This is a genomic window from Mucilaginibacter rubeus (assembly GCF_003286415.2).
Taxonomy (GTDB): Bacteria; Bacteroidota; Bacteroidia; order Sphingobacteriales; family Sphingobacteriaceae; genus Mucilaginibacter; species Mucilaginibacter rubeus_A.
Map to the genome: position 1 here is coordinate 2,459,148 of NZ_CP043450.1, position 24,145 is coordinate 2,483,292.

A 24,145-nucleotide genomic window follows, 5' to 3' on the forward strand; every position below is an offset into this window, starting at 1 on the left:
GTTGTGAAAAACTTGCTTAATATTTATAAATCAGTTAGCTTGCGGTACAAACCAAATAAACTAAAACCTATTATGATCCCTACTACACCAGTACCGGTGAAGGATGGCATTGCCAATCCGGCGCCGCTTGGCCTGTGCGCTTTCGGTATGACAACCGTTTTATTAAACATTCACAATGCCGGCTTTTTTGAAATGAATACCATGATCCTGGCCATGGGTATATTTTATGGTGGATTGGCACAGGTAATTGCCGGTGTTATCGAAGCGAAAAAGAATAATACTTTCGGGCTTACAGCATTCACCTCGTATGGTTTTTTCTGGCTTTCATTAGTTGGCTTGCTGGTGATGCCTAAGCTTGGCTGGGGTACTGCTCCGTCTGAAGGAGCCATGATTGCTTACCTAAGCATCTGGGGTGTATTTACCTTCCTGTTGTTTTTTGGTACGCTAAAGCTCAACCGTGCATTACAGTTTGTTTTTGCTTCGTTAACTGTGTTGTTTTTCCTGCTGGTAGCAGGCGATGCTACCGGAAACGCAGGCATCAAGCACCTGGCTGGATATGAAGGTATCATTTGCGGTGCTTCGGCTATCTATACCGGTATTGCCAATGTGCTGAATGAAGTTTACGGAAAAACTGTTTTACCTATTGGCCCGGTGAAGGTTTAATTTTTTTCAGCTAAATTGCGTGGGTGAAAGATTATAAAAAATATTACAGCATACCGGCCACTCCCGAAGAGATCTATATGGCCATCACTAATCCCATTACCATCGAACTTTGGACTGGCGAAGTAGCGCAAATGTCTACCGAACCCGGCACCGAATTTTCTATGTGGGATGGCAGCATTGTAGGTAAAAACCTCGAATTTGAACCTAATAAAAAGGTTGTTCAGCAATGGTATTTTGAGGGACAAAGCGATAACTCTATTGTGACCATCAAACTGCATGCTGATAAAAATGGCACATCTGCAGAGCTAAGGCATACCAACATACCCGACGATGATTATAACGACATTGTTGAAGGCTGGAATGATAGTTACTTTGGTGGCCTGATAGACTTTTTTGAGGGCGCTTAACACATCTAAAAACAAAATACTTTATACCCATGAAACAAGGCCTTTTGATTGATATGGATGGGGTGATTTACAGCGGTGAAGAATTGATATTCGGCGCTGATAAGTTCATCAAACATCTTATTGATAATGATATCCCGTTTACTTTTATGACCAATAATAGCCAGCGCACCAGCCTGGAGGTTGTACGCAAGCTTAAAAGATTGGGAATAACTGTTGAAACCAAGCATGTTTATACCAGCGCCATGGCTACCGGCAAATTCCTGGGCGATCAAAGCCCAAACGGTACCGCCTTTGTATTGGGCGAAGGTGGCTTGTTGACCAGTCTTCATGAAAATGGTATCACACTGGTTGACTCCGATCCGGAATTTGTTGTTTTAGGTGAAGGCAGAAACTTTACCCTGGAGATGGTACAGCGTGCGGTTGATATGATCCTGGCTGGTGCCAAATTTATAACAACCAACCGGGACCCTTCTCCTAAAAAACCGGGATGGAATAACCTGGGTATTGCGGCAACAACCGCTATGATTGAGGAAGCAACCGGTCGTAAGGCATTTGTAACGGGTAAACCAAGCCCGGTGATGATGCGTTCGGCGAGAAAATTCCTGGGCCTTGAAACAGCCGAAACAACCGTAATTGGCGATACCATGGAAACCGATATTCAGGGCGGCGTGCAAATGGGATATAAAACTATCCTGGTTTTATCCGGCATTTCCAGCAAAGATCAGTTAAGCCATTACGCGTTTAAACCTGACATGGTAGCCAGCTCGGTTGACAAAATAGTTTTCCCGCTTAAGTGGTGGCAATAAGATAATCTTCTTTTTTATGATAAAGCGGACGGTCCAAAAAGATCGTCCGCTTTTTGTTTATAGCAATATCCTATGGTTAAAACCTGGAAGAATATTTAACTGAAACCTAATATCATTAAGCTTTTTTTAAGTATTTTTTAATAGTGTCAGGCTTTATTTGCTCCCAACCAATTAAACCGATGCCTGCCCTATAAGGCTGCGGTTAACCATTAAACCAATATTGCTATTTATGCGTTCACTCGTTTTTAAGCCCCCTTAAGGCTTATGGCAGGTTATACCTGTATTCTGTTAACAAACCAATCTATCAAACAATTACATCTGAATTTATGAACTTAAAAAAACTTTATGTTTTAAGCTGTGCGCTTATTATCGGCCTTGTAAGTGCCTGCTCAAAAAAAGAACTGGCAGGAAATCCGGCTAACGCTAATAGCAATCAATCCAAAATAAAAACAGCCGCTTCACCTGCCGGTGATGTTGTGGGTAAAATCACCGTAGGCTACCAGGGCTGGTTTGCCGCTATTGGCGATGGTTCCCCCATTAATTTGTGGTGGCATTGGTCAAACCCCAATAACCAGGCCCCTAATGCCAATAATATCGGGGTAAAATCATGGCCCGATGTACGGGAGTATACCAGCACCTATCAAACCGGTTTTGCCAATTTGAATAACGGCAGTCCGGCAAAACTGTTTTCTTCCTTTAATGATCAAACCGTAAATGTGCAGTTTCAGTGGATGCAGCAAAATAATATCGACTGCGCCGCGCTGCAGCGTTTTAACCCAACCGGCGGTGAAGGTCCTGTACGCGATGCCATAACTGCCAAAGTAAAAACCGCAGCCGAGGCTACGGGCCGTAAATTTTATATCATGTACGATGTTGGCGGGTGGACAAACATGCAATCGGAAATAAAAACCGACTGGACTACCAAAATGTCCGCCTATACCTCGTCATCAGCTTATGCCAAACAGAATGGTAAACCGGTGGTTTGTATCTGGGGTTTTGGTTTTAATGATGATAATCACCCATTTTCGGCAGCGGTTTGTCTTGACGTGATCAATTGGTTTAAAAGCCAGGGGTGCTACGTTATAGGTGGCGTACCCGCTTATTGGCGCGACCCTAATGCCAGTGAAGTACGGCCTAACTTTTTGCCAACCTTTAATGCATTAAATATGATTTCGCCATGGATGATTGGTAAGATTGGTACCATAACTGAGGCTAACAACTTTTATAATAATACACAGGTTGGAGATCAGACGTATTGTAATGCCAATGGTATTGATTACCAGCCTTGTGTTTTGCCCGGCGATCTGCAGTTACGGCAGCGCGTACACGGCGACCTGATGTGGACACAGTTTTATAACCTTATCCGTGGTGGGGCGCAGGGATTGTATATATCCATGTTTGATGAGTATAATGAAGGCAACCAGATTGCAAAAACTTCCGAAAACTCGTCATTTGTGCCTGCCGGATCAAACTTCTTATCGCTGGATGAGGATGGTACCGTTTGTTCTGCCGATTATTACCTGCGGTTAACAGGCGATGGCGGCAGGATGTTAAAAGGACAAATAGGGCTTACTGCCGTGCGCCCGACAGCCCCGGTGGTGGGTGGCAGCAATCCAGGCACGCCTCCAATCGGGCAAACTATAACATTAAAAGGCTCAAATAACAATTATGTAAGCAGTGAAAATGGCACACAGCCCATGAACTGTAACCGGCCTACAGCCGGTGGTTGGGAACAATTTACCATTGTTAATGCAGGCAGCGGTAAAGTTGCCTTGTTAAATTCGGGTAAATATGTATCATCTGAAAATGGTACCCAGGCTATTAACTGTAACCGCACATCTGTAGGCCCGTGGGAACAGTTTGACTGGGTGGGCAACGCCGATGGTACTGTTTCTTTCCGCGGAAGCAATGGCAAGTACATTTCAGGCGAGAATGGCACACAGGCCATGACCTGTAACCGTGCCACTATTGGCGGATGGGAATCATTCCGGGTGAATCAATAGACTTATTATAATAAAAAGAGGCTGTTGGAATGACAGCCTCTTTTTATTATAACCGATAAAGGATTTGAAAGATCTCCCGGTTTTATACCATCACTCTCGTCAATACATCTATCAATTCTCTAATTTCAAAAGGTTTGCCTACATAGGCATCTGCTTCGCCAATGGCGGCCATTTGTTTGATTGCCGGGTTCGCTGAGATCAATACAACGGGTATATCCTTTGTTGGAGGCTTGGATTTAAACAGTATACACATGATATGCCCGCTTATGCCGGGCAGGTTTTCATCAAGCAAAAAGCAATCAGGCTGCAGGGCAACTATTTCTTCTAACGTGGTAAAAGCTTTAAATCCTGAAACCCGGAAACCCGCGTGCTCAAGCAATAAGGTTGTGGAGTCAAGGATATCTGCCTCATCTTCTATTAATACAATATGTTTACCCATAAATTACCCTGTTCTACGATATTATTGCTTTAGTAGTTGCACGGTCGCGAAAGTATGCTAAAATCTGTAACCAGATCTTTAATCTCTGCGTCTTAGTTGAAAAGCATATGCCACACACCGCCATGAAAAATAGCATACAATACTTGTACCATAAATTCGGCCGTTCATTTTTACTTATCATATTAGCCTCATTCGCCTTTTGTAGTAGCCTGAACGCTCAAATAACAACTCCAAACGGAAAGGTTATAAGTAGTGCTGCCATGGATAGTTTTCTGCAAAAACAGATGGATTCGCTTCAACTTCCGGGGCTATCAATCGCTTTCATTAATAAAGGTAAAATTGTTTATCACCGTGCTTTTGGGGTGACGGATATTAAAACAAAAACACCGATTGACGAGCAGTCTATTTTTGAGGCGGCATCACTTTCAAAACCGGTATTTACCTATTGGGTTATGAAATTGGTTGACCGGGGGATATTAAGTCTTGATACCTCTTTGTATAAATATCTTCCCTATCCGGATATCGCGCAGGATGAGCGATACAAGTTAATCACTGCCCGCATGGTGCTTTCCCATCAATCGGGGCTTCCGAACTGGCGTTTCAATACTGCCGATTCTGCATTGCACGTTAAACCGGGCGCGCTTTACCTGAATTTTAAACCGGGCACTTCGTTCGGGTATTCGGGTGAAGGTTTTCTTTACCTGGGCAAGGTGGTAGCGCATCTGCTTAACCTGTCAATACAAAATATGGAGCCTGTGTTTGAAAAAGAAGTGGCTATTCCGCTGCAGATGGCCCACAGTTCGTACACCGCTAATCCTTATATTCTGAAGCATAAGGTGAGGGGGCACCAGGACGGACACATAGACCCGGCTAATGGATTAAACTGGCCGGTATTGCCATCTATGGGGATAGATTCAAATACATTTAACCCGGCGGCCTCACTACATACTAACGCCCTGGACTACGCTGCATTCATCATAGCATTGATGAAAGATAAAGGGTTAAGCCCGGCAAGCATCAGGGAGATGTATCGCCCGCAACTGAATGTTCCTCTTCCTGTGGATTTCCGTAAAGCCGGTTATTCAACCTGGGGATTGGGTGTAGCAATTGAGCAAAATCAATCAGATACCTTTTATGTCCATTCGGGTAATAACGGCAACTTTCAATCCGCTTTTTTGATGGATAAAGCCCGGCAATCGGGCTATGTGTTTTTTACTAATTGTGACCATGGCAACAGTTTTAATGAGAAACTGGAAGCTTTCCTTTCGCTTAAATAGGATTACTATATTTGCTGTATGGATACACCACTCCAACTTTCCACTTTCGAATCTGAATTTCGCGTTCGCCCCGATGACATAGATATGTTTCAGCATGTGCACAACAGTAAATACTTTGACTATGTACTGGCTGCACGATATGATCAAATGGAACGCTGTTACGGCATGGCCATGGAGAAATTTATGGAACGTGGCTTCGGTTGGGTGGTGCGCACCGCTCACGTTGATTATAAGCGTGCCTTAACCATGGGCGATCACTTTGTTGTGAAAACCGGTATCGAAAGTATAGACGACAAAGGCTGCCGTGTAAAGTTTACCATCACCAATAAAGCCACTAAAAAGATCTGTTGCGATGGTTGGTTTGATTATGTAATGATTGATATGGCAACCGGTCGTGGCGCGAAGATCCCGCAGGATGTAATTGACCAATACCTGATCTGATCATTAACTGCGGGGGTGAAACTGGTTTATCGTGCTTTTTAAATACTCCCTGTCCAGATGGGTATAGATCTCTGTTGTAGTAATACTTTCGTGGCCCAGCATTTCCTGTACAGCGCGTAAATCGGCGCCGCCTTCAACCAAATGGGTTGCAAAGGAATGCCGAAAGGTATGAGGACTGATTTTTTTCTTTAGCCCCACAATTTCAGCTAAATCCTTGATGGTTAAAAAAATGATCTGCCGGCTTAGCCTGGTACCGCGGCGGTTCAGGAAAACGTAATCCTCTTCTCCTTTTTTTATAGGGTTATGCACCCGTACATTTTCTATCCAGAGTTTAAGCGCTTTTATAGCTTCGCTGCCTATGGGTACCAACCGCTCCTTATTGCCTTTGCCGGTTACTTTTATAAATTCAATATCAAGATAAAGGTTTGAGAGTTTGAGCTCGGTGAGTTCGGACACGCGTAATCCCGAGCCATACAGGGTTTCCAGGATGGCCTTGTTCCGCATGCCCTCGGGTTTCGAAAGATCTAAGGCCGCTATGATCTTGTTGATCTCTTCATAACTAAGCGTATCCGGTAGCTTACGCCTTATCTTTGGTGATTCGAGCAATTCTGACGGGTCGGCCTTGATAACATCCTCCATCAGCAGGTATTTATAAAAGGCTTTGATACCGGAAAGGATCCTGGCCTGTGATGAAGGGATCATGCCCAGCTCGTTTATCCAGTTTATAAATCCCCGCAAATTAGTTAAAGTAATTAATTCGGGTTTTAATTTAACAGGCTGTGAATCTGAGTATTGATATAGTTTTTCTATATCCCTGCTATAAGCCTGGATGGAGTTATCGGACAGCGACTTCTCTAATTTTAAATATGCCTGAAAACCTTTTATTGCCGAACGCCAATCCAATTGATTTTAGTTTTGATGATTTATAGCTAAGTTTGAACTAATGAAGATACAAATTATAAACGGCCCAAATCTGAACCTGTTAGGCGTTCGCGAGAAATCAATTTATGGCGATGCCAGTTTTGAAACCTACCTTGAAACCCTGCGCCAGCGCTTTGCAAACATCACCATTGATTACTATCAAAGTAACATTGAGGGCGAAATTATAAATAAACTGCATGAAATTGGTTTTAGTTATGATGGCATTGTGATGAATGCCGGGGCCTATACTCATACTTCCATAGCCATTGCTGATGCCATTGCAGCTATCAACACACCGGTTATTGAAGTGCATATCTCTAACGTTCACAAGCGCGAAGAGTTCAGGCATAAATCAATGATAGCGGCTAACTGTCGCGGTGTAATTGCTGGTTTCGGGATGGATAGCTATCGCTTAGCCCTTGAAAACCTGACGCTTAAATAGTGTAAAAATATTTTATCATTTTGATAAAACGCTTTTGCAATTAAAGCGTTTAAACATTGCTTTTAGCTTATAGTTTCAGATGCCTAAAATATTCAGAGTAGCCGCGCTAACCTTACTTTTTGTTACACTGTTATCCGGTGTTAATACGTTTGCTCAAACCAAAAAGAAAAAAACACATTCGGTAAGGGATTCGCTTCGCGCTTCTATCCTATCGCGTGATTCGATGATGAGGGCGCTTAAACGCTCTGATACATCCGTAAATAACCTGTTGCAAAAGGTTGAATATTATACATCTGCTTTTAACCAGATTAAAGGCAATCTTTCAAAAAAGTTAGATACTGCCGATATCAGCACCAAGTTGCCATCATTTGAAAGGCGGGTTACCCTAATTAAATCGCTTATTGATAACGATAAGTCAAGTACCTTGAGGTACTTATATACCATAAGGGATGTGCTTACCCGCAGTGATGACCAGCTTGACCTGTGGCAGGAGCAGCTTGCTGATATTAATAGCAAACTTGTCCAAAACCAGAATGATCTTGATGCCATATCCCGTGATAGTGTTTTAAAGATCCTGCCGGCTGATAGTTCGCTGGCTACTACTTATCTTATTCAGAAAATAGCTATCGACAGTAAATATCACCGTTTGGATACCACCAATAAAAAGGTGATGGTAAAGATAGGGCTGCTTCAAAACCGTACTTCGGCCGTTTATATTTCGATACTCGACCTAAAAGACCAGATTGATACCAAAATCCGGGATTTCAGCATCAGGGCCATGTCGCAGGAGTACAGCAACATCTGGAACATGAATGCCGACGAAGGCAATGATTTTGGCACAGCTACCAAAGCTACCGCCGACATGAACGCGAAGCTTTTTAACTTTTTCATCGGCCGGGATATCCTGATCCACATTGGAGGTTTGGTGCTGTTATTTGCATTTTTTGCCTGGGTACGTGCCAGCAGGCGCAGGATACTACGTGATAATGATACGCCCGAAAGCGTCTTCAGTCAGGCCAGTTATGTTGTAAATCATCCTTTTGTATCGTCGCTTATCATTACGTTTACGTTGCTTCCTAATTTTTATGACCACCCGCCTGTGGTTGTATTGGAAATGTTTTTGCTGGTCCTGATGATAGCCATACTGTACATGGTGAAAAAATCGTGCCCGGCAACTATGTTCCGCTTTATGGTGCAGCTATTCGGCATTACTATCCTTTACAGCCTGAGCAATCTTTATATTCAGGTAACTAATTTCGACAGGGTTGCTATTTTGATTTTAGGCTTTGCCGCATCGGTAATAAGTTTCAGGTTTTTATCAAAAGTGCGCAGGGCTAAGGATGAGTATCTGCCCTATACGAGCTTTATACTTAAGGTTTTTATATTTTTCCAGGGTGCTTCCTTTTTTTGTAACGTTTTTGGCCGTGTAAGCCTGGCTAAGATCATTGGTGTTAGCATAGTATACAATCTTTGGCTTGCCTTGGCAATGTATTACATTGTCCACATCATTATGGAGGCGCTTTTCCTGCAACTGGAAGCAGGCAAAAAAAGCAACAACCTCACCTCGTTCATCGATTATAAACTATTACAAAATAAGTTCAGAAGCGTATTGAGTATACTGGCTACCATTCTTTGGCTGGTTATGCTCACCCAAAACCTCAATATTGAAGATACTGTATTTGACTACCTGGGCGATTTCCTGACCAAGAGTCGGAGCATAGGTGGTACCAATACGCAATTCACCTTTCAAAGCGTAATCATATTCGTGGCTGTGATCTGGCTTTCTTCTATCGCTTCAAAGATCATCAGCTATTTATATGATGTTGCTGCCAAGCATGCCAATGATATCGATGTAGCCAAGAAAAAGAACCGAACTTCTACCCTGCTGATCCGTATTGGAGTGATAGCTTTAGGTTTCTTCCTGGCCGTTGCGGCTTCGGGGGTGCCAATTGATAAAATCACCATTATAATCAGTGCTTTTGGTATAGGTATAGGTTTTGGTTTACAGAACATTGTAAACAACCTGGTATCGGGCTTGATATTGGCTTTTGAAAAACCTATCCAGGTTGGGGATATTATCGAAGTAGATAGTCGTTCCGGTACTATAATGGATATCGGTATTCGTGCCAGCAAGATAGCTACAGCTGATGGCGCGGAAGTGATCATTCCAAATGGCGACTTGATCTCGCATCACGTAATTAACTGGACCTTAAGTAATAATAACCGCCGGGTTGAATTAATTATTGGGGTAGCATACGGTTCGGATATTGAAAAAGTAAAAGGTGTGTTGTTGAGTGTATTGACCAACCATGATGATATCATGTCCCAGCCTTCACCATCTGTGTTTCTGCATAACCTGAACGAAAGCTCGGTTGATTTCCGGGTGTTTTTCTGGGCTGCCGATATTAATACCTGGCTGGGACTAAAAAGCCGGGTATTGGGCAATATTTATGATGCTTTTAACAGGGAAGGTATTGATATACCATTCCGCCAGCAGGATGTGCGGGTAATATGGCCTAAAGGCTTACCTCCTATCAAAATAGAAGCACCGGGTTTAAGCAATGGCGAAGAAGAACAAAAGGATATAGACGATACTAAAACTCCGAAGGATCAAGATCAGTAAAATGGATTTTCTTTTTCACAAAGAAAGCCCAAACAATACTGCCTTTGAATATACCTGAAGTATTTTGCTTCTTAACTTTCGGACTTTCGGACTTCCTGACTTTCGGACTTCCCGCCTTAAATAAGCTCAATACAAAGCTTTGGTGTGCCCTGCTTACCGCCCAGGCGTCTTTGCGCTTACCTTCCATTAAAAAACGGATTAGGGCGAGCAAATCCATCATGAAACGGATACAGATCACCCAGATGGCACGCCCGAAAGGAAGGTTCTTTTTTATAAGAAACAGGTTGTTTCTAAAATTGAGGTAAGTTTTAAAAGGATTTTCGGCATTAAGCGTACCGCCGCCAACATGGTATATGGTTGATTGCGCGCAATACATCACCTTGTAGCCCATATTTTTCAAGCGCCAGCAAAGGTCAATTTCTTCCATATGGGCGAAAAAGCTTTCGTCAAAGCCCCCAACCTCATCCCAGATGCTTTTTTTGATAAATAATGAAGCGCCTGAAGCCCAGAAAACCTCACCTGATTGCTCATATTGCCCATTATCTTTCTCCAGTTCATAAAAGATCCTGCCCCGACAAAACGGGTAGCCATGTTTATCAATAAAACCACCGGCAGCACCGGCATGCTCAAAGTAATCTTTTTGAGCATATGACCTGATTTTAGGTGCCGCAGCAGCAATTAAGATGTCGCTTTCCATGAGCTCAATAACTGGTTCTATCCAACCGGGAATAACTTCAACGTCCGAATTAAGGAGGATATAATAGTCTGCATCAACCTGGGCTAACACCCGGTTATAACCGCCTGTAAAGCCGTAGTTCTTATCATTCTGGATGATCCTTACCGAAGGATGGTTTTCGCGCATAAATGCAACTGAATCATCGGATGAGGCATTGTCGCCCATCACAATCTCCAGGTTAGGATATGTTGATGATAATACCGATGGAAGAAATTGTTTAAGGTATTTTAGGCCATTCCAGTTTAAAATAACTACAGCAACTTTAGGTGTATGGGTCATCTATTTAAATCCTCCGGCTTAAACTTCCATCTCCGGTGCGACCATAACCAATATTGTGGTTCTCTTTTAATCATCCCCTCCAGGTATTTCACGTGCATATTTGTTATTTCGTATTCGGCAGTTTCTTTTGGTGTTTCGGTAAGCGGAACGAGTGTATATTCATAGTACCCGCGCTTTACCCTTTTCATGTCGTAAAAAACAACAGCTGCATCAATTGTTTTAGCAATTTTTTCAATTCCCAAAAACATAGCAGTTGGCTGATTCAAAAAATTAGCGAAATAGTGCGTATCGCTCGCCACCGGTGTTTGATCGCCAACCAGTACAGTAACAGTAAGTTCCTTGCGGTATTCGATCATTTTGCGCAAGGTTTGTTTCATTGCTATGGGTTGTCCGCCAAACCTCGACCGGATCTCGATAAAGAAATCATTAAACGTATGGTTGTTTAAAGGTTTGTAAACAATCATGAACCTTTTATCGGTAACAAAGTTAAAATTGAGGGCGGCCATTTCCCAGTTGCAATAATGACCGGCAACTGCAATAATACTCTTACCTTTAGCAAAGTATTCAAATACAAGGTCGGAGTTAGTGGCCACTACCCTTTTCCTGATCTGCTTTTCTGATATGGTAATCATTTTAACGGTTTCCACAATCAGGTCGGCCAGGTAACGGTAGTATTTTCGCTCAATATCATGACGCTCCCGGTCTGTTTTTTCGGGAAAGGCATTGCGCAGGTTTTGCTGTACAACATCGCGTCGGTAATTAACAATGTAGTAAACGAAAACAAACGCTATATCAGATAAAATGTATAAAAGCCAAAAGGGAAGCAGCGATATAAGGTATAAAATTAATATACCTAAGTTAGTAAAGCCCTTTTTTATCATTATTTTTGCAAATTTCGAGCACAAACATAAAATATATGATTGAAAAAGGCGCTGTGTTACCGATGTTTTATCTTCCACCGGTAGATTATTTTGTACAGATAAATACGTATAAGCCTGATATACTGATTGAAAGAGAAGAGCATTTTCCTAAACAAACTTATCGTAACCGGGCAAATATCTACTCGCCCGATGGTGTGCTGGCATTGGTAGTGCCGGTGATTAAAGGTTCAAAAAATCATACGAAAGTTAAAGACGTAAAAATAAGCTATGACTTTATGTGGCAGCGCCTGCATTGGCAAAGCTTACAGGCCTGTTATCGCCGCTCGGCTTATTTTGAATTTTATGAAGACGATTTTGCGCCGTTTTATGAAAAACAAATTACCTATTTATTTGATTATAATCAGGAGCTTTTAAACCTGCTGCTAAAGCTCACCAAAATAAAAACAGAATTAAATTTTACGGATGAATACCAGGCCGAATATCCTAACCTGCACGATTTTCGGTTTTCTATCCATCCAAAAAAAGAAAGCGAAATGCAGCAGAAACCATATTTTCAGGTATTTGAAGATCGCCAGGGCTTTATGAAAAACCTGAGCATCATTGACCTGCTGTTTAACCAGGGGCCGCAAACCATAAACTATTTGTAAATGAATGGCAACTTGAAGCGTTTACGCTTTAAAAAACATAAACGTGCAGGCAATGTAGGCGACCGACCGGGCACTATCAACGTACCCAGTGATGCGCTTAAGCCCATAATCTCGGTTTATTCGTATAATAAGGATGAGTTGGTAACTTGTGAAGGCAAGGATATAAAAACGGCCTTAAAACAACTCAACAAATGTGATAATCACACCCACTGGATTAAGATAAATGGTTTGGGCGATGCCGATCTGATCGAGCAAATTGGGTCTCACTGCAATATCAATTCTTTGGTTTTGGAGGATATTGCCAATACCCATCAACGTCCTAAATTTGATGAGTATGATGATTATGCCTTTTGCACCAGCAGGATAGTTCATTTCAATAAAGAGAATGAGATCATCAACTGCCAGTTTTCGGCCATTATTAAAGATAACATCATTGTAAGCTTCGAGGAAGATCACACAGATCGTTTTGATGCGGTAAAGGCCCGGTTGAAAGCCGGTAAAGGGGCCATTCGTACTGCTGGGCCGGGTTACATGTGCTACGCACTTACCGATACCATAATCGACAACTATTTTGTTTTGCTGGCGCAAATCGGAGATCATCTGGACGCGCTTGAAGATAAACTTTATGAAAGTGCCGATAAAACGATCATGTTTGATGCCCAGCAACTAAAACGTACGCTTATTGTTGTACGCCGCGCCAGCTGGCCCGAGCGTGACAAGATCAATGATATGATCCGGTCGGAAAGCCCGCTGATAACGCCGGAAGTTAAATTATTTTTGCGCGATGCATATGATCACTGCATCCAGGCTATGGATCTTATCGAAAACTATAAAGAGGTAACATCAAGCATCATTGATCTGTATCTATCGATGGTGAGCAACCGGATGAACGAGATCATGAAGGTGCTTACTATTATTTCGGTGATCTTTATTCCGCTAACCTTTATTGCAGGTATTTACGGCATGAACTTTTCGCGCCAGGACGATAAAGGCCACGTCCTTCCGGATAATATGCCCGAGCTTTACTGGCGTCATGGCTATGTATATGCTATTGTATTTATGCTTCTGATTGCGGTGGTACAGGTTTTTGTATTCTGGAAAAAAGGCTGGTTTAATCGTTTGTAGCCCCCCGGCTTCTAAAAGGGGGAGTAACCTATTAATTGACGGTTCCCTCCCTTGGGAGGGGTGCGTTAGGATTGCGCGTTGGCGGGGCTGGGTTTATACGTCTTTGCAACGGCAAGGCATCTCGCTGAAACCCCTCCCTACACCCTCCCAAGGGAGGGAATCGCACAATCCCACCCATTGAAAGCCTACTAACCGTTTTTTGGATATTACTCTAACCCTAAAGGGAGAGTAAGGAGTACATTTGGGTAACTAACAGAGGGTTGTTCCCCCCTTTAGGCGGTTAGGGGGCAAATCCGGGCTTAAGCTCCGCTTTCATGGCTTTTCTAAACTTTATTACTTTGGGCTCTGAAACAGCAAGGATATAAGGCTGATCGGGATGAGACCGGTAATATCCTTGGTGATAGTTCTCGGCAGGATAAAATACCTTGAAAGGCACAACCTGGGTAACTACGGGATTGGCGTAATGCTTTGATTCATTCACCTTTTTTATGGTTGTTTCAATTGTGCTTTTTTCCGCGTCGTTGCGGTAAAAAGCTATTGAGCGGTAATCCGTACCCTCATCAGGGCCCTGACGGTTAAGTGTAGTTGGATCATGCGCTGAGAAGAATGCTTCAACTAAGTTGTCATAGCTGATTACCTTTGGATCGTAATACACTTGTACTGTTTCTGCGTGATTGGTGTTATCAGAACATACTTCCCTATAAGTGGGGTTTTTGGTAGTTCCCCCTGCATAGCCGGATATTACTTTATCAACGCCCTTTAGTTCAGCCATTGCCTCGCTCATACTCCAGAAACAGCCGCCTCCAAAGGTTGCTACGGCCTCTCCTGCTTTCGGCGCAGGTAACACGGCAAAATTATCGCCTTTTGATGCTTGTCCATCGGCACAACTGCTTAAAAACAGAAATATGCCTGCAGTGTATAAAAGCAACTTTTTCATAATGGATATCACTATTAATTTACTAATATACGATGCATTGACACCGGCAGATGGTCACGCCCGTGTAAACAAGCTTAGGGCCTTTTTGCCTGTTGCATAAGCGATTTTTTCACCATAAAAAGGATTTCGCTTAAGCCGTTAGTTTTGATCTCAAATGTGGTTGAAAGCAACATCCCCATTTTATCTTTAGTAAAACCTTTGCCCGCCATCCACTCCAGGTATGATACAGGTATATCGGCTATAATAGTCCCCTTGTATTTACCGTAGGGCATCCGGGTTTGCACTATATCGATGAGAATTTTGGGGTCTGGTTGTAAATTTTCCACGGGGTAAAGGTAAAAACAAACCGCTATGGTTACATCCTATTCCTGAAATCCGCGTATAATAAAAAATGTTGCCAGTGCTGCCGCTAAACCAACGGACGCTTTTAAAATGCCGCTGCTTACATATGGAGGGATGTATTTTACGCCCATTTCATCCGCAACGGCCGGGTGCTTAACATAGCGTCCGTCAGATGGTATTGCTACCTGCTCAAAATTATCCGCCAGTTCATGCAATTCGTCGCGCAACTCATGACCACGCATCACCGGGCCGTGGCCGGCCGCTACCGTACGTGGTTCAAGCGCAGTAAGCCTGCGAACTGATTGGCCGGCTGCTTCCCAATCGGTAGTGAAATATCGAGGCGGACCGGTTAGCTTTTTGAGCGAACTAAAAGAATATAAAGCGGATTCGGCTTTAGTGGTAGAAAACGCGTCGCCGGCTATCAAGGTTGAATTTATCGGCAGAAACAAAGAAATATGTCCGGGTGTGTGACCGGGAGTATGAATTACCTTCCATTCAGGTAGTTCCGGAATCCCTTCTTCTATATCAATAACCGTTACTTTGTTACCGAGGTTTATTGGCGCAGTGGGGAAAAATGCGGATAGCAGGCTCATCATTCCATCCCTCAATGAAGGATCGGCAGGTGGGTATGATGATAAACCCGTTAAATATGGGAGTTCCAGTGCATGGGCATAAACCGGTACGTTCCAGATTTTTAAAAGTTCTTCAAGGCCTCCGGCGTGGTCGGCATGTCCGTGTGTAAGTACAATGGCGGCCGGTCTCGTCCCAGGGCCAAAAAGCTCTTCGGCCATGGCAATGATCTTTTTGGCCGAGCCTTTTAATCCGGTATCAACCAAAACCCAGCCTTTGGCAGCGCCGGGACGGTTTGCTATCATGTAAATGTTAACGAATAATAGTTTGGTTCCCCATACCCTTTGCGATACCTGGAAATACTTTGTACTGAGCCTTCTGTTCATGGTTTATAATTGTTAACAAAACATAACTCCCATATTAAAAGTTTTAGGTGGATTAAATTTAAAAACAATTTTTTATCAGCCTAAAAATAAATAAGATACCTGTCTGAACAGTTTCAATGCAAACAGAAATTATCTCGACTGTGTTAGTTTAAAAATTATAGATACCATGGAACAGCAATTTGATGCTACACTAACAGGAACCGACAGCGAAATTGACGGCACAGCCCAACAAATAACACATGCTGATTACTCAGAAGCCTTTGAATTTAGATCGATAGATGGCACGCTGCATTTGGTGATTGCAAAAGATCAGGATGGCGAATGGATAAGAATTGATGGTACCGAGCCTTACCTGTCAAGCTGGATTGATGAGCTTGCCGAACAAGCAGCGAGTCATGCTTGATAAAAGAGAAAGCCGGATCATTTGACCCGGCTTTCTCTTTTAGAACTTATTGTTTAGTCCAGTTCAATCGGTTTCATTTTGGGCACTAAAAAGTGCATGATGAGCCAGGCTAAAATGTAAGCGCTGCCACAAACAAAAAACATGATGTAATAAGCTATCTCAATTTTATGGATAGACCTGTAGTATACAAACAGGTTTTTTTGCACGGCAAGCGATAAGAATACTCCGCCGATAGAGCCAAACATCCCTCCCAACCCGGTTACCGAACCAACTGTACGTTTGGGGAACATATCCGAAACTGTTGTGAAAATATTGGCGCTCCAGGCTTGGTGTGCCGATGCAGCTATCCCGATTACGATTACCGCAAGCCACATATTTATGCCGCCAAGAATTTGTGCGAATATGATTGGTATTACCGCCAGCGCATAAATAAACATGGATGTTTTACGTGCTTTAAATACCGGCCAGTTATTTTTAATCAGGTTCATGGGCAACCAGCCGCCACCAACACTACCGAAAGTAGACATGGTGTAAACCAATGCTACGGGGATAGCTATTGCTGTGCCTTTCAAGTTATACTGGCTTTCCAGGAAATCAGGTAACCAAAACAGGTAAAACCACCAGATAGGATCCGTTAGAAACTTGCCAATAACAAACGCCCAGGTTTGTTTAAAGGATAACAGCTTGCCCCATGATATTTTCTTTTGCTCAGCGGGTTGCAGTATCTCTGCTTGGCTGTCGTGATCACTGTTAATATAATCAAGCTCGGCCTTTGATACCTTGCTGTGTTTAGAAGGCGCGCGGTAGATAACCTGCCATAGTACAAGCCATATAAAACCTATTGAGCCGGTTATGATAAAGGCCCATCTCCATCCCCATGTAACCGCGATAAACGGAACTGTTAAAGGGGCAACTATTGCACCTACGTTTGCACCCGAGTTAAAGATACCTGTTGCAAAAGCTCGTTCCTTTTTGGGAAACCACTCGGCAACAGTCTTAATTGCTGCGGGGAAGTTTCCTGCTTCACTGATTCCTAATGCCGAACGTACTACACCGAACCCAAACGTGCTACCGACGAATGCGTGGCATACTGCCGAAATACTCCATAACAGCGTTGAAAGGAAATATCCTAATTTGGTTCCTATTTTATCGATGATGCGGCCGGCAGCAAGCAGGCCTATAGAGTACGCTATTTTAAACGCAATCTCAATATTGGCATAGTCACCATCGTTCCATTTAAATTCTTTTGTAAGGTCTGACTTAAGTAAACTGATCACTGCCCTGTCAAGGTAATTGACAGTTGTTGCAAAAAACACCAGCGAGCAGATCACCCAGCGGTAGTTCCCAACTTTTTCTTCTCTCATTATAATTTAGGTTAACTGGCTATTTAATGGTTTGTACTATCTCCAGCAGCTTCAAGGTATCATTATACAGCTTATCGTACTCCTGGTTTTCGAGCACGTTTTTGCTGATGAGCTTACTGCCCATACCCACCGCGCATACCCCTGCTTTAAACCAGGTACTGATGCTGTCATGGTTCAAATCAACCCCACCTGTTGGCATGAACAACTGACCGGCAAACAAATCCCTGATAGAGGATACAAACTCCGGCCCTAAAATATTGGCCGGGAATATTTTTATTAAAGCTGCGCCATTTTGCTGGGCTAAATAGATCTCGGTTGGCGTCATACAACCCGGAATCCATAAAAGGTTATGCCGTGCCGTTAGTTTCCCCACTTCCGGGTTAACAATTGGCGACACAATAAAATCAGCTCCTGCGGTAATAAAGGCTTCAGCTTCCTGGACACTTTTAATAGTGCCTATGCCCAATTCTAAGCCGGGCATTTCACCGTTAGCAAGGGCTTGTTTTAAAACTTTAAAATTTTCGAGGGCCGCTTCGCCGCGGTTGGTATATTCAAATACCCTAATCCCAGCTTTATACAGTGTACGGGTTATTTGCAGGCTCACCTCCGGATCTTTGTAAAAGAACAGCGGCAATGTTCCCTGTTTTAATATGGCATCAAGTACTATATCTTTTTTACTCATTGTTTCATAGCATTATAAATTTCATCAACTGTTTTGGTGGTCGCGTCGCCTTCAATAAACAGCTTTTCAAAAGCGGCGGCTGTAGCAAAATCCAGTAATTGCTGTGGATCCTGCTTGTTGTAAAAGCCGTAAATAAGTCCGGCCATGAAGCAATCGCCACTGCCTACTTTATCAACCACAGTTTCGGTATTGTAGGTTGCCGAGTGATAAAAGCGGTTTCCCGTAAAAAGTGAAGTATAATATTCAACACCTTTACCGGCATCAAAACGGAAGGTATTTGCAACGGCACGGCAACGCGGGTAAGCATCCATTATTTTTTCTGAGGAATAAAGTCCTTCTTTCAGGTAAATACTTTGCTGTCCCGACTCGTGGATATCCGGCGTAACCGGAATGCCTAACATAGTTTCTTCGGCCCACACGTTGCCCATTATGATATCAGCATATTGAACCAGTTTCGGCATGATCTCTACTGGCTTTTTGCCATATTGCCATAATTTGGGGCGATAATTAAGATCGACGGATATGGTGATATGTTTCCTGCTTGCCGCCTGTAAAACCTCCTCGCAAACATCGGCAGCCAGCTGGCTTAGGGCCGGGCAAATAGCGCTGAAATGAAACCAGCTTACGCCTTCAAGCACAGCGTCCCAATTAACCATGCCTGGTCTAAGATCTGCAAATGATGAACCCGCACGATCATATACAATGGCATTGTTCTTTACATCTTTACCACGGGTAAGGTAATAAAGCCCTATCCTGTTACCGCTTTTATGTATGGCAGATGTGTCGATGTTTTTGTCCTGCAGGTAACCGATGATCTGTTCTGACAATGCATTATCGGGCAGGGCGGTAAAATATTTTATGGGCTGCTCCCATAAAGCCAAAGCATTGGCAACGTTTAGTTCGGCACCACCGATGAAAAATGGCAGCTTGTTTTTCGCCAGCCATTGACCTTCACCGTCCGGGCACATGCGTAATAACAACTCGCCAAATGACAGGATGCTCCCCTTTGTATTTTCGATATTGCTCATTTAAAAATTGAAATAGTTTTTGGCGTTAAAATAGCAAATATCACTCACGATCTTCCCTGTCCATTCAATATCATTTGGCAGTTCTCCGTTTTCAATATCATCACCCAAAAGGTTACAAAGCAGCCTGCGGAAATACTCATGTCTCGGGAACGACATAAAGCTCCGTGAATCGGTAAGCATACCTACCATGCGGCTTAATAAGCCCATGTTTGATAAGGCGTTCATCTGTTTGATCATGCCATCCTTCTGATCCAAAAACCACCATGCCGAACCAAATTGCATTTTACCCGCTACCGAGCCATCATTGTAATTGCCTACCATGGTAGCAAAGAGCTCGTTATCGGCCGGGTTAAGGTTATAAATAATCGTTTTCGCCAGTTGATTGGTAGTATCCAGCCTGTTCAGGAATTTAGATAACGCCCTGCCCTGTGTAAAATCACCGATTGAATCCCAACCGGTATCAGGGCCCAGATTTGTTAAAGCACGGGCATTGTTATTGCGCAGCGCTCCAAGGTGGAACTGTTGAACCCAGCCTTTCTCATGATCCCAAATAGCAAAATAATACAACATGGCCGATTTGAATTTCAGGATCTCCAGCGGCAATAGCACTTCATTGTTTCTTATCTTAATAAAGATCGCAGCTATCTCCGCATCGGTATAATCCTCGGCGTAGATCTGCTCCAGACCGTGATCCGATAGTTTGCAGCCATTCTCCGCAAAATAATCATGGCGGCTTTTAAGTGCTTTTAAATAGTCATCAAAGTTTGAGATATCTACATTAGCAACAACCTGCAGCTGGTCGATGTATTTGTTAAGTGATGCGATATCGTCAGCGTTCATGGCTTTATCCGGGCGATATGCCGGTAACACCTTTACGCTATAATCGTCTTGTTTTAACTTCTGATGATGGCTGAGATTATCCAGCGGATCATCCGTGGTGCCCACAACCTCTACGTTTTTATTTTTAAGAATATTACGGATGCTAAACTCCGGTGATTGCAGTTTTTCATTACACTGAGCGTATATTTTTTGTGCAGATGCCGGCGAAAGCAATTCGGTAATGCCAAAATAACGCTGTAACTCGAGGTGTGTCCAGTGATATAGCGGGTTCCTTAATGTATATGGTACAGTTGCCGCCCAGGCTGTAAATTTTTCCTCGTCGGTTTTATTACCGGTGATGTAGGCTTCATTAACCCCATTTGCCCGCATGGCGCGCCATTTGTAATGATCGCCATAAAGCCAGATCTGAGTTATGTTTTTAAAGTTGATATCGTCGGCAATCTGGTCTGGCGGCAGATGGCAATGATAATCAATTATAGGCTGATGACTTGCGAACTCATGGTATAATCGCTGCGCCGTTTTAGTTTGGAGTAAAAAATCCTGGTCTAAAAAATTCTTCATTGGTTATTAACAGATGTAATACCGGGCTCAATGGTATTATAGTTTATACTTGTAAGGGGCAAATTACACATCATATAGGCAAGTTGGAAGTAATAAGCCTAAACAATCCACGCAAACGTTTTCGTTCAACGTTAAAACACATTTATTATAATAAAAAAAAGGCGACAGGTACTAAACCCATCGCCTTTTATAGCTATTGGTAAAATTTATGCTACCAGAAAATAGAGTACAATGCTACTACGATACCTGTTACAATTAGTGCACCGGCTAAAAATCCTCTTGAGGTTTTAAACATCGAACTTTCAATTTCAAGACCATTTGTAGTAACGCCCCTGGCCTGATCAATTTTGGATATAATGTACATACCGATAACGCAGATGATAAATACAAAGCCCATACGATCAAGGAAAGGGATTTCATAAAGCTGGGTTACCTTATCATCCTGTAGTGCCAACTTTGAAAAGCCATATGGAGAAAGGAAGCTCAGATCAATAAACCTTGGGCAAAGTTTAAAGAAACATGAGAAGATGAAACCACCAACGGTTGCAAATAAAGCCGCGTTTGATGTAGCCTTTTTCCAGAAGAAACCAAGAATGAACATGGCAAAAATACCCGGAGATACAAAGCCTGTATATTCCTGAATGTACTGGAAGCCTTGTTTACCTTCGCCCATTAAGGCTTTACCGATAAGCTCAGATAACAGGATACCTAATAATAAGGCTACAAGAACAGAGATCTTACCCAGGTTAACCAGTTTCTTATCGGTAGCTTCAGGGTTGATAGCTTTTTTGTAAATATCTAACGTAAAGATAGTAGCGATACTGTTTGCTTTACCTGCTAACGAGGCTACAATTGCGGCAGTTAACGCGGCAAATGAAAGACCTTTTAAGCCGGTAGGCAATAAGTTTAACAACGATGGATATGCTTTGTTAGGATCCAATACACCCGATGAACTCGCCATTTCCTGGTGGAACATACCTTTTTGATATAACAGGTAAGCTGCAATACCCGGCAACACCACAATAACAGGCATCAGCAATTTAAGGAATGCAGCAAACAAGATACCACCGCGGGCGGTTTTTAGGTTTGCACCTAAAGCCCTTTGGGTGATGTACTGGTTACAGCCCCAATAGTTAAGGTTGGTGATCCACATACCACCTATCAATACTGATAAGCCAGGCAGGTCCATATAGTTTGGATTATCCTTTTTGAAGATCATATGGAAGTGGTCAGTAGCTTCGCTGTGCAGAATTTTGAAACCGTTCAGTAAGCCTGTGGTACCTTCTTTTTCGCTTAACAACGTAAGTGCGAGATAAGATGCCATTAAACCACCCAGTATAAGTACAGCTACCTGAATAACGTCGGTATATCCAATAACCTTCATACCTCCCAGCGTAATAACCGCCGAGAATATAGCAAGCAACCAGATACACAGGTGTATATCCAAACCGGAGATACCACTGATGGCCAAGGCGCCAAGGTAAAGGATTGACATTAAATTAACCACAATGTACAGCAGCAGCCAAAAGATAGCCATGATCATGGCTACTGTTCCGTTGTACCGCTGGTGCAGGAACTGTGGCATGGTAAAGATCTTATTTTTAAGATATACCGGGATAAAGAAAACCGCCACAATGATAAGGGTAATAGCAGCCATCCACTCGTAAGTAGATATAGCTAAGCCCATTTTAAACGCAGACCCACTTGTACCTATAAATTGTTCGGCAGAGATATTTGAAGCGATTAACGATGCTCCGATGGCCCACCAGGTTAACGACCCTTCGGCCAAAAAATAGTCTTTTGAAGTGGCATCGGCGTTGTGTTTACGCTTATACACCCACCAGCCATAGCTGGCAACAATTATAAAGTAGATAAAGAAAACAGCATAATCGCCATTCGAGAGGGTTTTGAGGTTCATTGTTTTGGTTTGTCTTTGGGTTTAATATGTATGATTGACAATTATAAACTATATATATCGATTTATCAAATTTTCGATGTATTCTTGTTTACCGCTTGTCACTTTTGGTTCGCCGTTAGCTATCGCATAGTTACGCAAATCTTCCAAAGAAACCTTACCCGCTTCAAAATCTTTTCCTGTACCTGAATCAAATGAGGCATACCTTTCGGTACGTAATTTTTTGTATTCTGATTTTTGCAGGATATTGTCGGCCGTTACCAATGCCCTTGCAAAAAGGTCCATACCACCAATATGGGCATAGAACAAGTCTGCCGGATCGGTTGAGTTACGACGGATCTTGGCATCGAAGTTAATACCACCACCCTGGAAACCGCCAGCCTCAAGGATGATCAGCATACATTCCGTGATCTCATTGATGTCGTTCGGGAACTGATCGGTATCCCAGCCGTTTTGCGAATCTCCACGATTAGCATCAATCGAACCTAATAAACCTGAGTCAGCAGCAACCTGCAATTCGTGCTGGAAAGTATGGCCGGCCAAAGTAGCATGGTTAACCTCAAGGTTCAATTTAAAATCATTGATGAGATCGTATTTCTGTAAAAAGCCCAATACTGTGGCCGCATCATAGTCATACTGATGTTTTGTTGGCTCACATGGTTTTGGCTCGATAAAGAAAGTGCCCTTAAAGCCTTGTTTGCGGGCATAATCTTTAGCGGTATGTAAAAACTTAGCTAAATGCTCCTGCTCGCGTTTCATGTTGGTGTTAAGCAGGCTCATATAACCTTCGCGGCCACCCCAGAACACATAGTTTTCACCACCCAGGGCAATTGTAGCGTCAAGCGCTGCTTTTACCTGTGCACCTGCATGGGCCAATACATGAAAGTCAGGATTGGTTGAAGCACCGTTCATATAGCGTTTGTGGCTGAACAGGTTTGCAGTGCCCCAAAGCAGTTTTACACCGCTGGCAGCCTGTTTTTGTTTAGCATATTCAACCAAAGCCTGTAAACGACGGTCGTTTTCAGCAACATCGTTACCATAGTCAACCACGTCAACATCGTGGAAACAGTAATATGGCAGGTTCATTTTGGTAAGAAACTCAAACGCAGCGTCCATTTTATCTTTAGCGCGCTCAACGGCATCCGCTTTTTCATCCCATGGGAAAACATGCGTAGCGCCGCCAAACGGATCGGCACCGGTACCGCAGAACGAATGCCAGTAAGCTCCTGCAAAACGCAAATGATCTTTCATGGTTTTACCGGCTACTACCCTATTCGCATCATACCAGCGAAACGCCAGCGGGTTATCTGATTCAAGGCCTTCAAATTTTACCTGGCCAATTTCTTTGAAAAATTCCTTTTCGCCTGTTACTATGCTCATATTGTTTTAATTATTGAATTATCGGATTAGTGAATTATTGATTTTCT

At 43.0% G+C, this 24,145-nt stretch carries 24 protein-coding genes; 11 read left to right on the forward strand and 13 right to left on the reverse strand.

Features of this window, described 5'->3' with window-relative positions; all coding sequences use genetic code 11:
• The first annotated feature begins 72 nt into the window (after positions 1 to 72).
• From DEO27_RS10080 to DEO27_RS10095, 4 genes are all read left to right on the forward strand, one after another.
• On the forward strand, positions 73 to 663 hold the full coding sequence (locus DEO27_RS10080; protein WP_112575580.1) for an acetate uptake transporter: 591 nt from the start codon (positions 73 to 75) through the stop codon (positions 661 to 663).
• Between the two features lie 23 nt (positions 664 to 686).
• On the forward strand, positions 687 to 1,070 hold the full coding sequence (locus DEO27_RS10085) for an SRPBCC domain-containing protein (protein ID WP_112575539.1): 384 nt from the start codon (positions 687 to 689) through the stop codon (positions 1,068 to 1,070).
• A 29-nt stretch (positions 1,071 to 1,099) separates the two neighbouring features.
• Entirely contained in the window at positions 1,100 to 1,876 is a 777-nt protein-coding gene (locus DEO27_RS10090; protein ID WP_112575540.1) for an HAD-IIA family hydrolase, read from the forward strand.
• Positions 1,877 to 2,202: 326 nt separating this feature from the next.
• Positions 2,203 to 3,879, forward strand: coding sequence for a lectin (locus DEO27_RS10095; RefSeq protein ID WP_112575541.1), 1,677 nt, complete (start codon positions 2,203 to 2,205; stop codon positions 3,877 to 3,879).
• 82 nt (positions 3,880 to 3,961) lie between these two features.
• On the opposite strand, the gene DEO27_RS10100 is transcribed toward DEO27_RS10095, so the two are convergent.
• A complete protein-coding gene (locus DEO27_RS10100) occupies positions 3,962 to 4,318 on the reverse strand; it encodes a response regulator (protein WP_112575542.1) in 357 nt (118 codons plus the stop codon).
• 122 nt (positions 4,319 to 4,440) lie between these two features.
• On the opposite strand from DEO27_RS10100, the gene DEO27_RS10105 reads away from it, so the two are divergent.
• Both DEO27_RS10105 and DEO27_RS10110 read left to right on the forward strand, forming a co-directional pair.
• Entirely contained in the window at positions 4,441 to 5,595 is a 1,155-nt protein-coding gene (locus DEO27_RS10105; RefSeq protein WP_190295368.1) for a serine hydrolase domain-containing protein, read from the forward strand.
• 18 nt (positions 5,596 to 5,613) lie between these two features.
• Positions 5,614 to 6,036: an acyl-CoA thioesterase gene (locus DEO27_RS10110; RefSeq protein ID WP_112575544.1), complete on the forward strand. Its 423-nt coding sequence runs from the start codon at positions 5,614 to 5,616 to the stop codon at positions 6,034 to 6,036.
• A 3-nt stretch (positions 6,037 to 6,039) separates the two neighbouring features.
• On the opposite strand, the gene xerD is transcribed toward DEO27_RS10110, so the two are convergent.
• The gene (gene xerD / locus DEO27_RS10115) at positions 6,040 to 6,939 is read right to left on the reverse strand and encodes a site-specific tyrosine recombinase XerD (protein WP_112575545.1); all 900 of its coding nucleotides are present in this window, start codon (positions 6,937 to 6,939) and stop codon (positions 6,040 to 6,042) included.
• Positions 6,940 to 6,979: 40 nt separating this feature from the next.
• Between xerD and aroQ the strand changes: the two genes are divergently transcribed.
• Both aroQ and DEO27_RS10125 read left to right on the forward strand, forming a co-directional pair.
• Positions 6,980 to 7,399 (forward strand): type II 3-dehydroquinate dehydratase, encoded by a 420-nt coding sequence (aroQ, locus tag DEO27_RS10120; RefSeq protein WP_112575546.1) that lies wholly within the window; start codon positions 6,980 to 6,982, stop codon positions 7,397 to 7,399.
• 79 nt (positions 7,400 to 7,478) lie between these two features.
• On the forward strand, positions 7,479 to 10,022 hold the full coding sequence (locus DEO27_RS10125) for a mechanosensitive ion channel family protein (RefSeq protein WP_112575547.1): 2,544 nt from the start codon (positions 7,479 to 7,481) through the stop codon (positions 10,020 to 10,022).
• Here the strand turns inward: DEO27_RS10125 and DEO27_RS10130 are convergent.
• Both DEO27_RS10130 and DEO27_RS10135 read right to left on the reverse strand, forming a co-directional pair.
• Positions 9,994 to 11,037 carry a glycosyltransferase family 2 protein gene (locus tag DEO27_RS10130; protein ID WP_112575548.1) on the reverse strand — a complete coding sequence of 348 codons (1,044 nt, stop codon included), beginning with the start codon at positions 11,035 to 11,037 and terminating at the stop codon, positions 9,994 to 9,996. The genes DEO27_RS10125 and DEO27_RS10130 overlap by 29 nt on opposite strands.
• Positions 11,034 to 11,918 (reverse strand): lysophospholipid acyltransferase family protein, encoded by an 885-nt coding sequence (locus tag DEO27_RS10135; protein WP_112575549.1) that lies wholly within the window; start codon positions 11,916 to 11,918, stop codon positions 11,034 to 11,036. Before DEO27_RS10135 ends, DEO27_RS10130 begins: the two co-directional genes overlap by 4 nt.
• Before the next feature lie 35 nt (positions 11,919 to 11,953).
• Between DEO27_RS10135 and DEO27_RS10140 the strand changes: the two genes are divergently transcribed.
• Both DEO27_RS10140 and corA read left to right on the forward strand, forming a co-directional pair.
• A complete protein-coding gene (locus DEO27_RS10140; RefSeq protein ID WP_112575550.1) occupies positions 11,954 to 12,565 on the forward strand; it encodes a WbqC family protein in 612 nt (203 codons plus the stop codon).
• On the forward strand, positions 12,566 to 13,690 hold the full coding sequence (gene corA, locus DEO27_RS10145; RefSeq protein ID WP_112575551.1) for a magnesium/cobalt transporter CorA: 1,125 nt from the start codon (positions 12,566 to 12,568) through the stop codon (positions 13,688 to 13,690).
• 280 nt (positions 13,691 to 13,970) lie between these two features.
• On the opposite strand, the gene msrA is transcribed toward corA, so the two are convergent.
• From msrA to DEO27_RS10160, 3 genes are all read right to left on the reverse strand, one after another.
• Entirely contained in the window at positions 13,971 to 14,627 is a 657-nt protein-coding gene (gene msrA, locus DEO27_RS10150) for a peptide-methionine (S)-S-oxide reductase MsrA (protein ID WP_112575552.1), read from the reverse strand.
• Positions 14,628 to 14,701: 74 nt separating this feature from the next.
• Positions 14,702 to 14,953, reverse strand: a complete 252-nt coding sequence (locus tag DEO27_RS10155) for a DUF3820 family protein (protein ID WP_112575553.1) — start codon at positions 14,951 to 14,953, stop codon at positions 14,702 to 14,704.
• A 36-nt stretch (positions 14,954 to 14,989) separates the two neighbouring features.
• Complete coding sequence (locus DEO27_RS10160) at positions 14,990 to 15,925, reverse strand: MBL fold metallo-hydrolase (protein WP_112575554.1); 936 nt, start codon at positions 15,923 to 15,925, stop codon at positions 14,990 to 14,992.
• A gap of 166 nt (positions 15,926 to 16,091) precedes the next feature.
• Here DEO27_RS10160 and DEO27_RS10165 point away from each other — a divergent pair, with 166 nt between their 5' ends.
• A complete protein-coding gene (locus tag DEO27_RS10165; protein WP_112575555.1) occupies positions 16,092 to 16,328 on the forward strand; it encodes a hypothetical protein in 237 nt (78 codons plus the stop codon).
• A 53-nt stretch (positions 16,329 to 16,381) separates the two neighbouring features.
• Here DEO27_RS10165 and DEO27_RS10170 read toward each other — a convergent pair whose 3' ends face one another.
• The 6 genes from DEO27_RS10170 to xylA form a co-directional block, all read right to left on the reverse strand.
• Positions 16,382 to 17,692, reverse strand: a complete 1,311-nt coding sequence (locus DEO27_RS10170) for an MFS transporter (protein ID WP_112575556.1) — start codon at positions 17,690 to 17,692, stop codon at positions 16,382 to 16,384.
• Positions 17,693 to 17,711: 19 nt separating this feature from the next.
• On the reverse strand, positions 17,712 to 18,374 hold the full coding sequence (locus tag DEO27_RS10175) for a bifunctional 4-hydroxy-2-oxoglutarate aldolase/2-dehydro-3-deoxy-phosphogluconate aldolase (protein ID WP_112575557.1): 663 nt from the start codon (positions 18,372 to 18,374) through the stop codon (positions 17,712 to 17,714).
• Complete coding sequence (locus DEO27_RS10180; protein WP_112575558.1) at positions 18,371 to 19,402, reverse strand: sugar kinase; 1,032 nt, start codon at positions 19,400 to 19,402, stop codon at positions 18,371 to 18,373. Before DEO27_RS10180 ends, DEO27_RS10175 begins: the two co-directional genes overlap by 4 nt.
• The gene (uxaC, locus tag DEO27_RS10185; RefSeq protein ID WP_112575559.1) at positions 19,403 to 20,803 is read right to left on the reverse strand and encodes a glucuronate isomerase; all 1,401 of its coding nucleotides are present in this window, start codon (positions 20,801 to 20,803) and stop codon (positions 19,403 to 19,405) included.
• A gap of 211 nt (positions 20,804 to 21,014) precedes the next feature.
• Positions 21,015 to 22,721, reverse strand: a complete 1,707-nt coding sequence (locus DEO27_RS10190; RefSeq protein ID WP_112575560.1) for a sodium/sugar symporter — start codon at positions 22,719 to 22,721, stop codon at positions 21,015 to 21,017.
• Between the two features lie 48 nt (positions 22,722 to 22,769).
• Complete coding sequence (gene xylA / locus DEO27_RS10195) at positions 22,770 to 24,098, reverse strand: xylose isomerase (protein WP_112575561.1); 1,329 nt, start codon at positions 24,096 to 24,098, stop codon at positions 22,770 to 22,772.
• Positions 24,099 to 24,145 lie beyond the last annotated feature (47 nt).

Coding starts and splice junctions, on each gene's coding strand:
- DEO27_RS10080 (WP_112575580.1), top strand. CDS start 73: ATGATCCCTACTACACCAGTACCGGTGAAGGATGGCATTGCCAATCCG.
- DEO27_RS10090 (WP_112575540.1), top strand. CDS start 1,100: ATGAAACAAGGCCTTTTGATTGATATGGATGGGGTGATTTACAGCGGT.
- DEO27_RS10095 (WP_112575541.1), top strand. CDS start 2,203: ATGAACTTAAAAAAACTTTATGTTTTAAGCTGTGCGCTTATTATCGGC.
- DEO27_RS10100 (WP_112575542.1), bottom strand. CDS start 4,318: ATGGGTAAACATATTGTATTAATAGAAGATGAGGCAGATATCCTTGAC.
- DEO27_RS10105 (WP_190295368.1), top strand. CDS start 4,441: ATGAAAAATAGCATACAATACTTGTACCATAAATTCGGCCGTTCATTT.
- DEO27_RS10110 (WP_112575544.1), top strand. CDS start 5,614: ATGGATACACCACTCCAACTTTCCACTTTCGAATCTGAATTTCGCGTT.
- aroQ (WP_112575546.1), top strand. CDS start 6,980: ATGAAGATACAAATTATAAACGGCCCAAATCTGAACCTGTTAGGCGTT.
- DEO27_RS10125 (WP_112575547.1), top strand. CDS start 7,479: ATGCCTAAAATATTCAGAGTAGCCGCGCTAACCTTACTTTTTGTTACA.
- DEO27_RS10130 (WP_112575548.1), bottom strand. CDS start 11,037: ATGACCCATACACCTAAAGTTGCTGTAGTTATTTTAAACTGGAATGGC.
- DEO27_RS10135 (WP_112575549.1), bottom strand. CDS start 11,918: ATGATAAAAAAGGGCTTTACTAACTTAGGTATATTAATTTTATACCTT.
- DEO27_RS10140 (WP_112575550.1), top strand. CDS start 11,954: ATGATTGAAAAAGGCGCTGTGTTACCGATGTTTTATCTTCCACCGGTA.
- corA (WP_112575551.1), top strand. CDS start 12,566: ATGAATGGCAACTTGAAGCGTTTACGCTTTAAAAAACATAAACGTGCA.
- msrA (WP_112575552.1), bottom strand. CDS start 14,627: ATGAAAAAGTTGCTTTTATACACTGCAGGCATATTTCTGTTTTTAAGC.
- DEO27_RS10160 (WP_112575554.1), bottom strand. CDS start 15,925: ATGAACAGAAGGCTCAGTACAAAGTATTTCCAGGTATCGCAAAGGGTA.
- DEO27_RS10165 (WP_112575555.1), top strand. CDS start 16,092: ATGGAACAGCAATTTGATGCTACACTAACAGGAACCGACAGCGAAATT.
- DEO27_RS10170 (WP_112575556.1), bottom strand. CDS start 17,692: ATGAGAGAAGAAAAAGTTGGGAACTACCGCTGGGTGATCTGCTCGCTG.
- DEO27_RS10175 (WP_112575557.1), bottom strand. CDS start 18,374: ATGAGTAAAAAAGATATAGTACTTGATGCCATATTAAAACAGGGAACA.
- DEO27_RS10180 (WP_112575558.1), bottom strand. CDS start 19,402: ATGAGCAATATCGAAAATACAAAGGGGAGCATCCTGTCATTTGGCGAG.
- uxaC (WP_112575559.1), bottom strand. CDS start 20,803: ATGAAGAATTTTTTAGACCAGGATTTTTTACTCCAAACTAAAACGGCG.
- DEO27_RS10190 (WP_112575560.1), bottom strand. CDS start 22,721: ATGAACCTCAAAACCCTCTCGAATGGCGATTATGCTGTTTTCTTTATC.
- xylA (WP_112575561.1), bottom strand. CDS start 24,098: ATGAGCATAGTAACAGGCGAAAAGGAATTTTTCAAAGAAATTGGCCAG.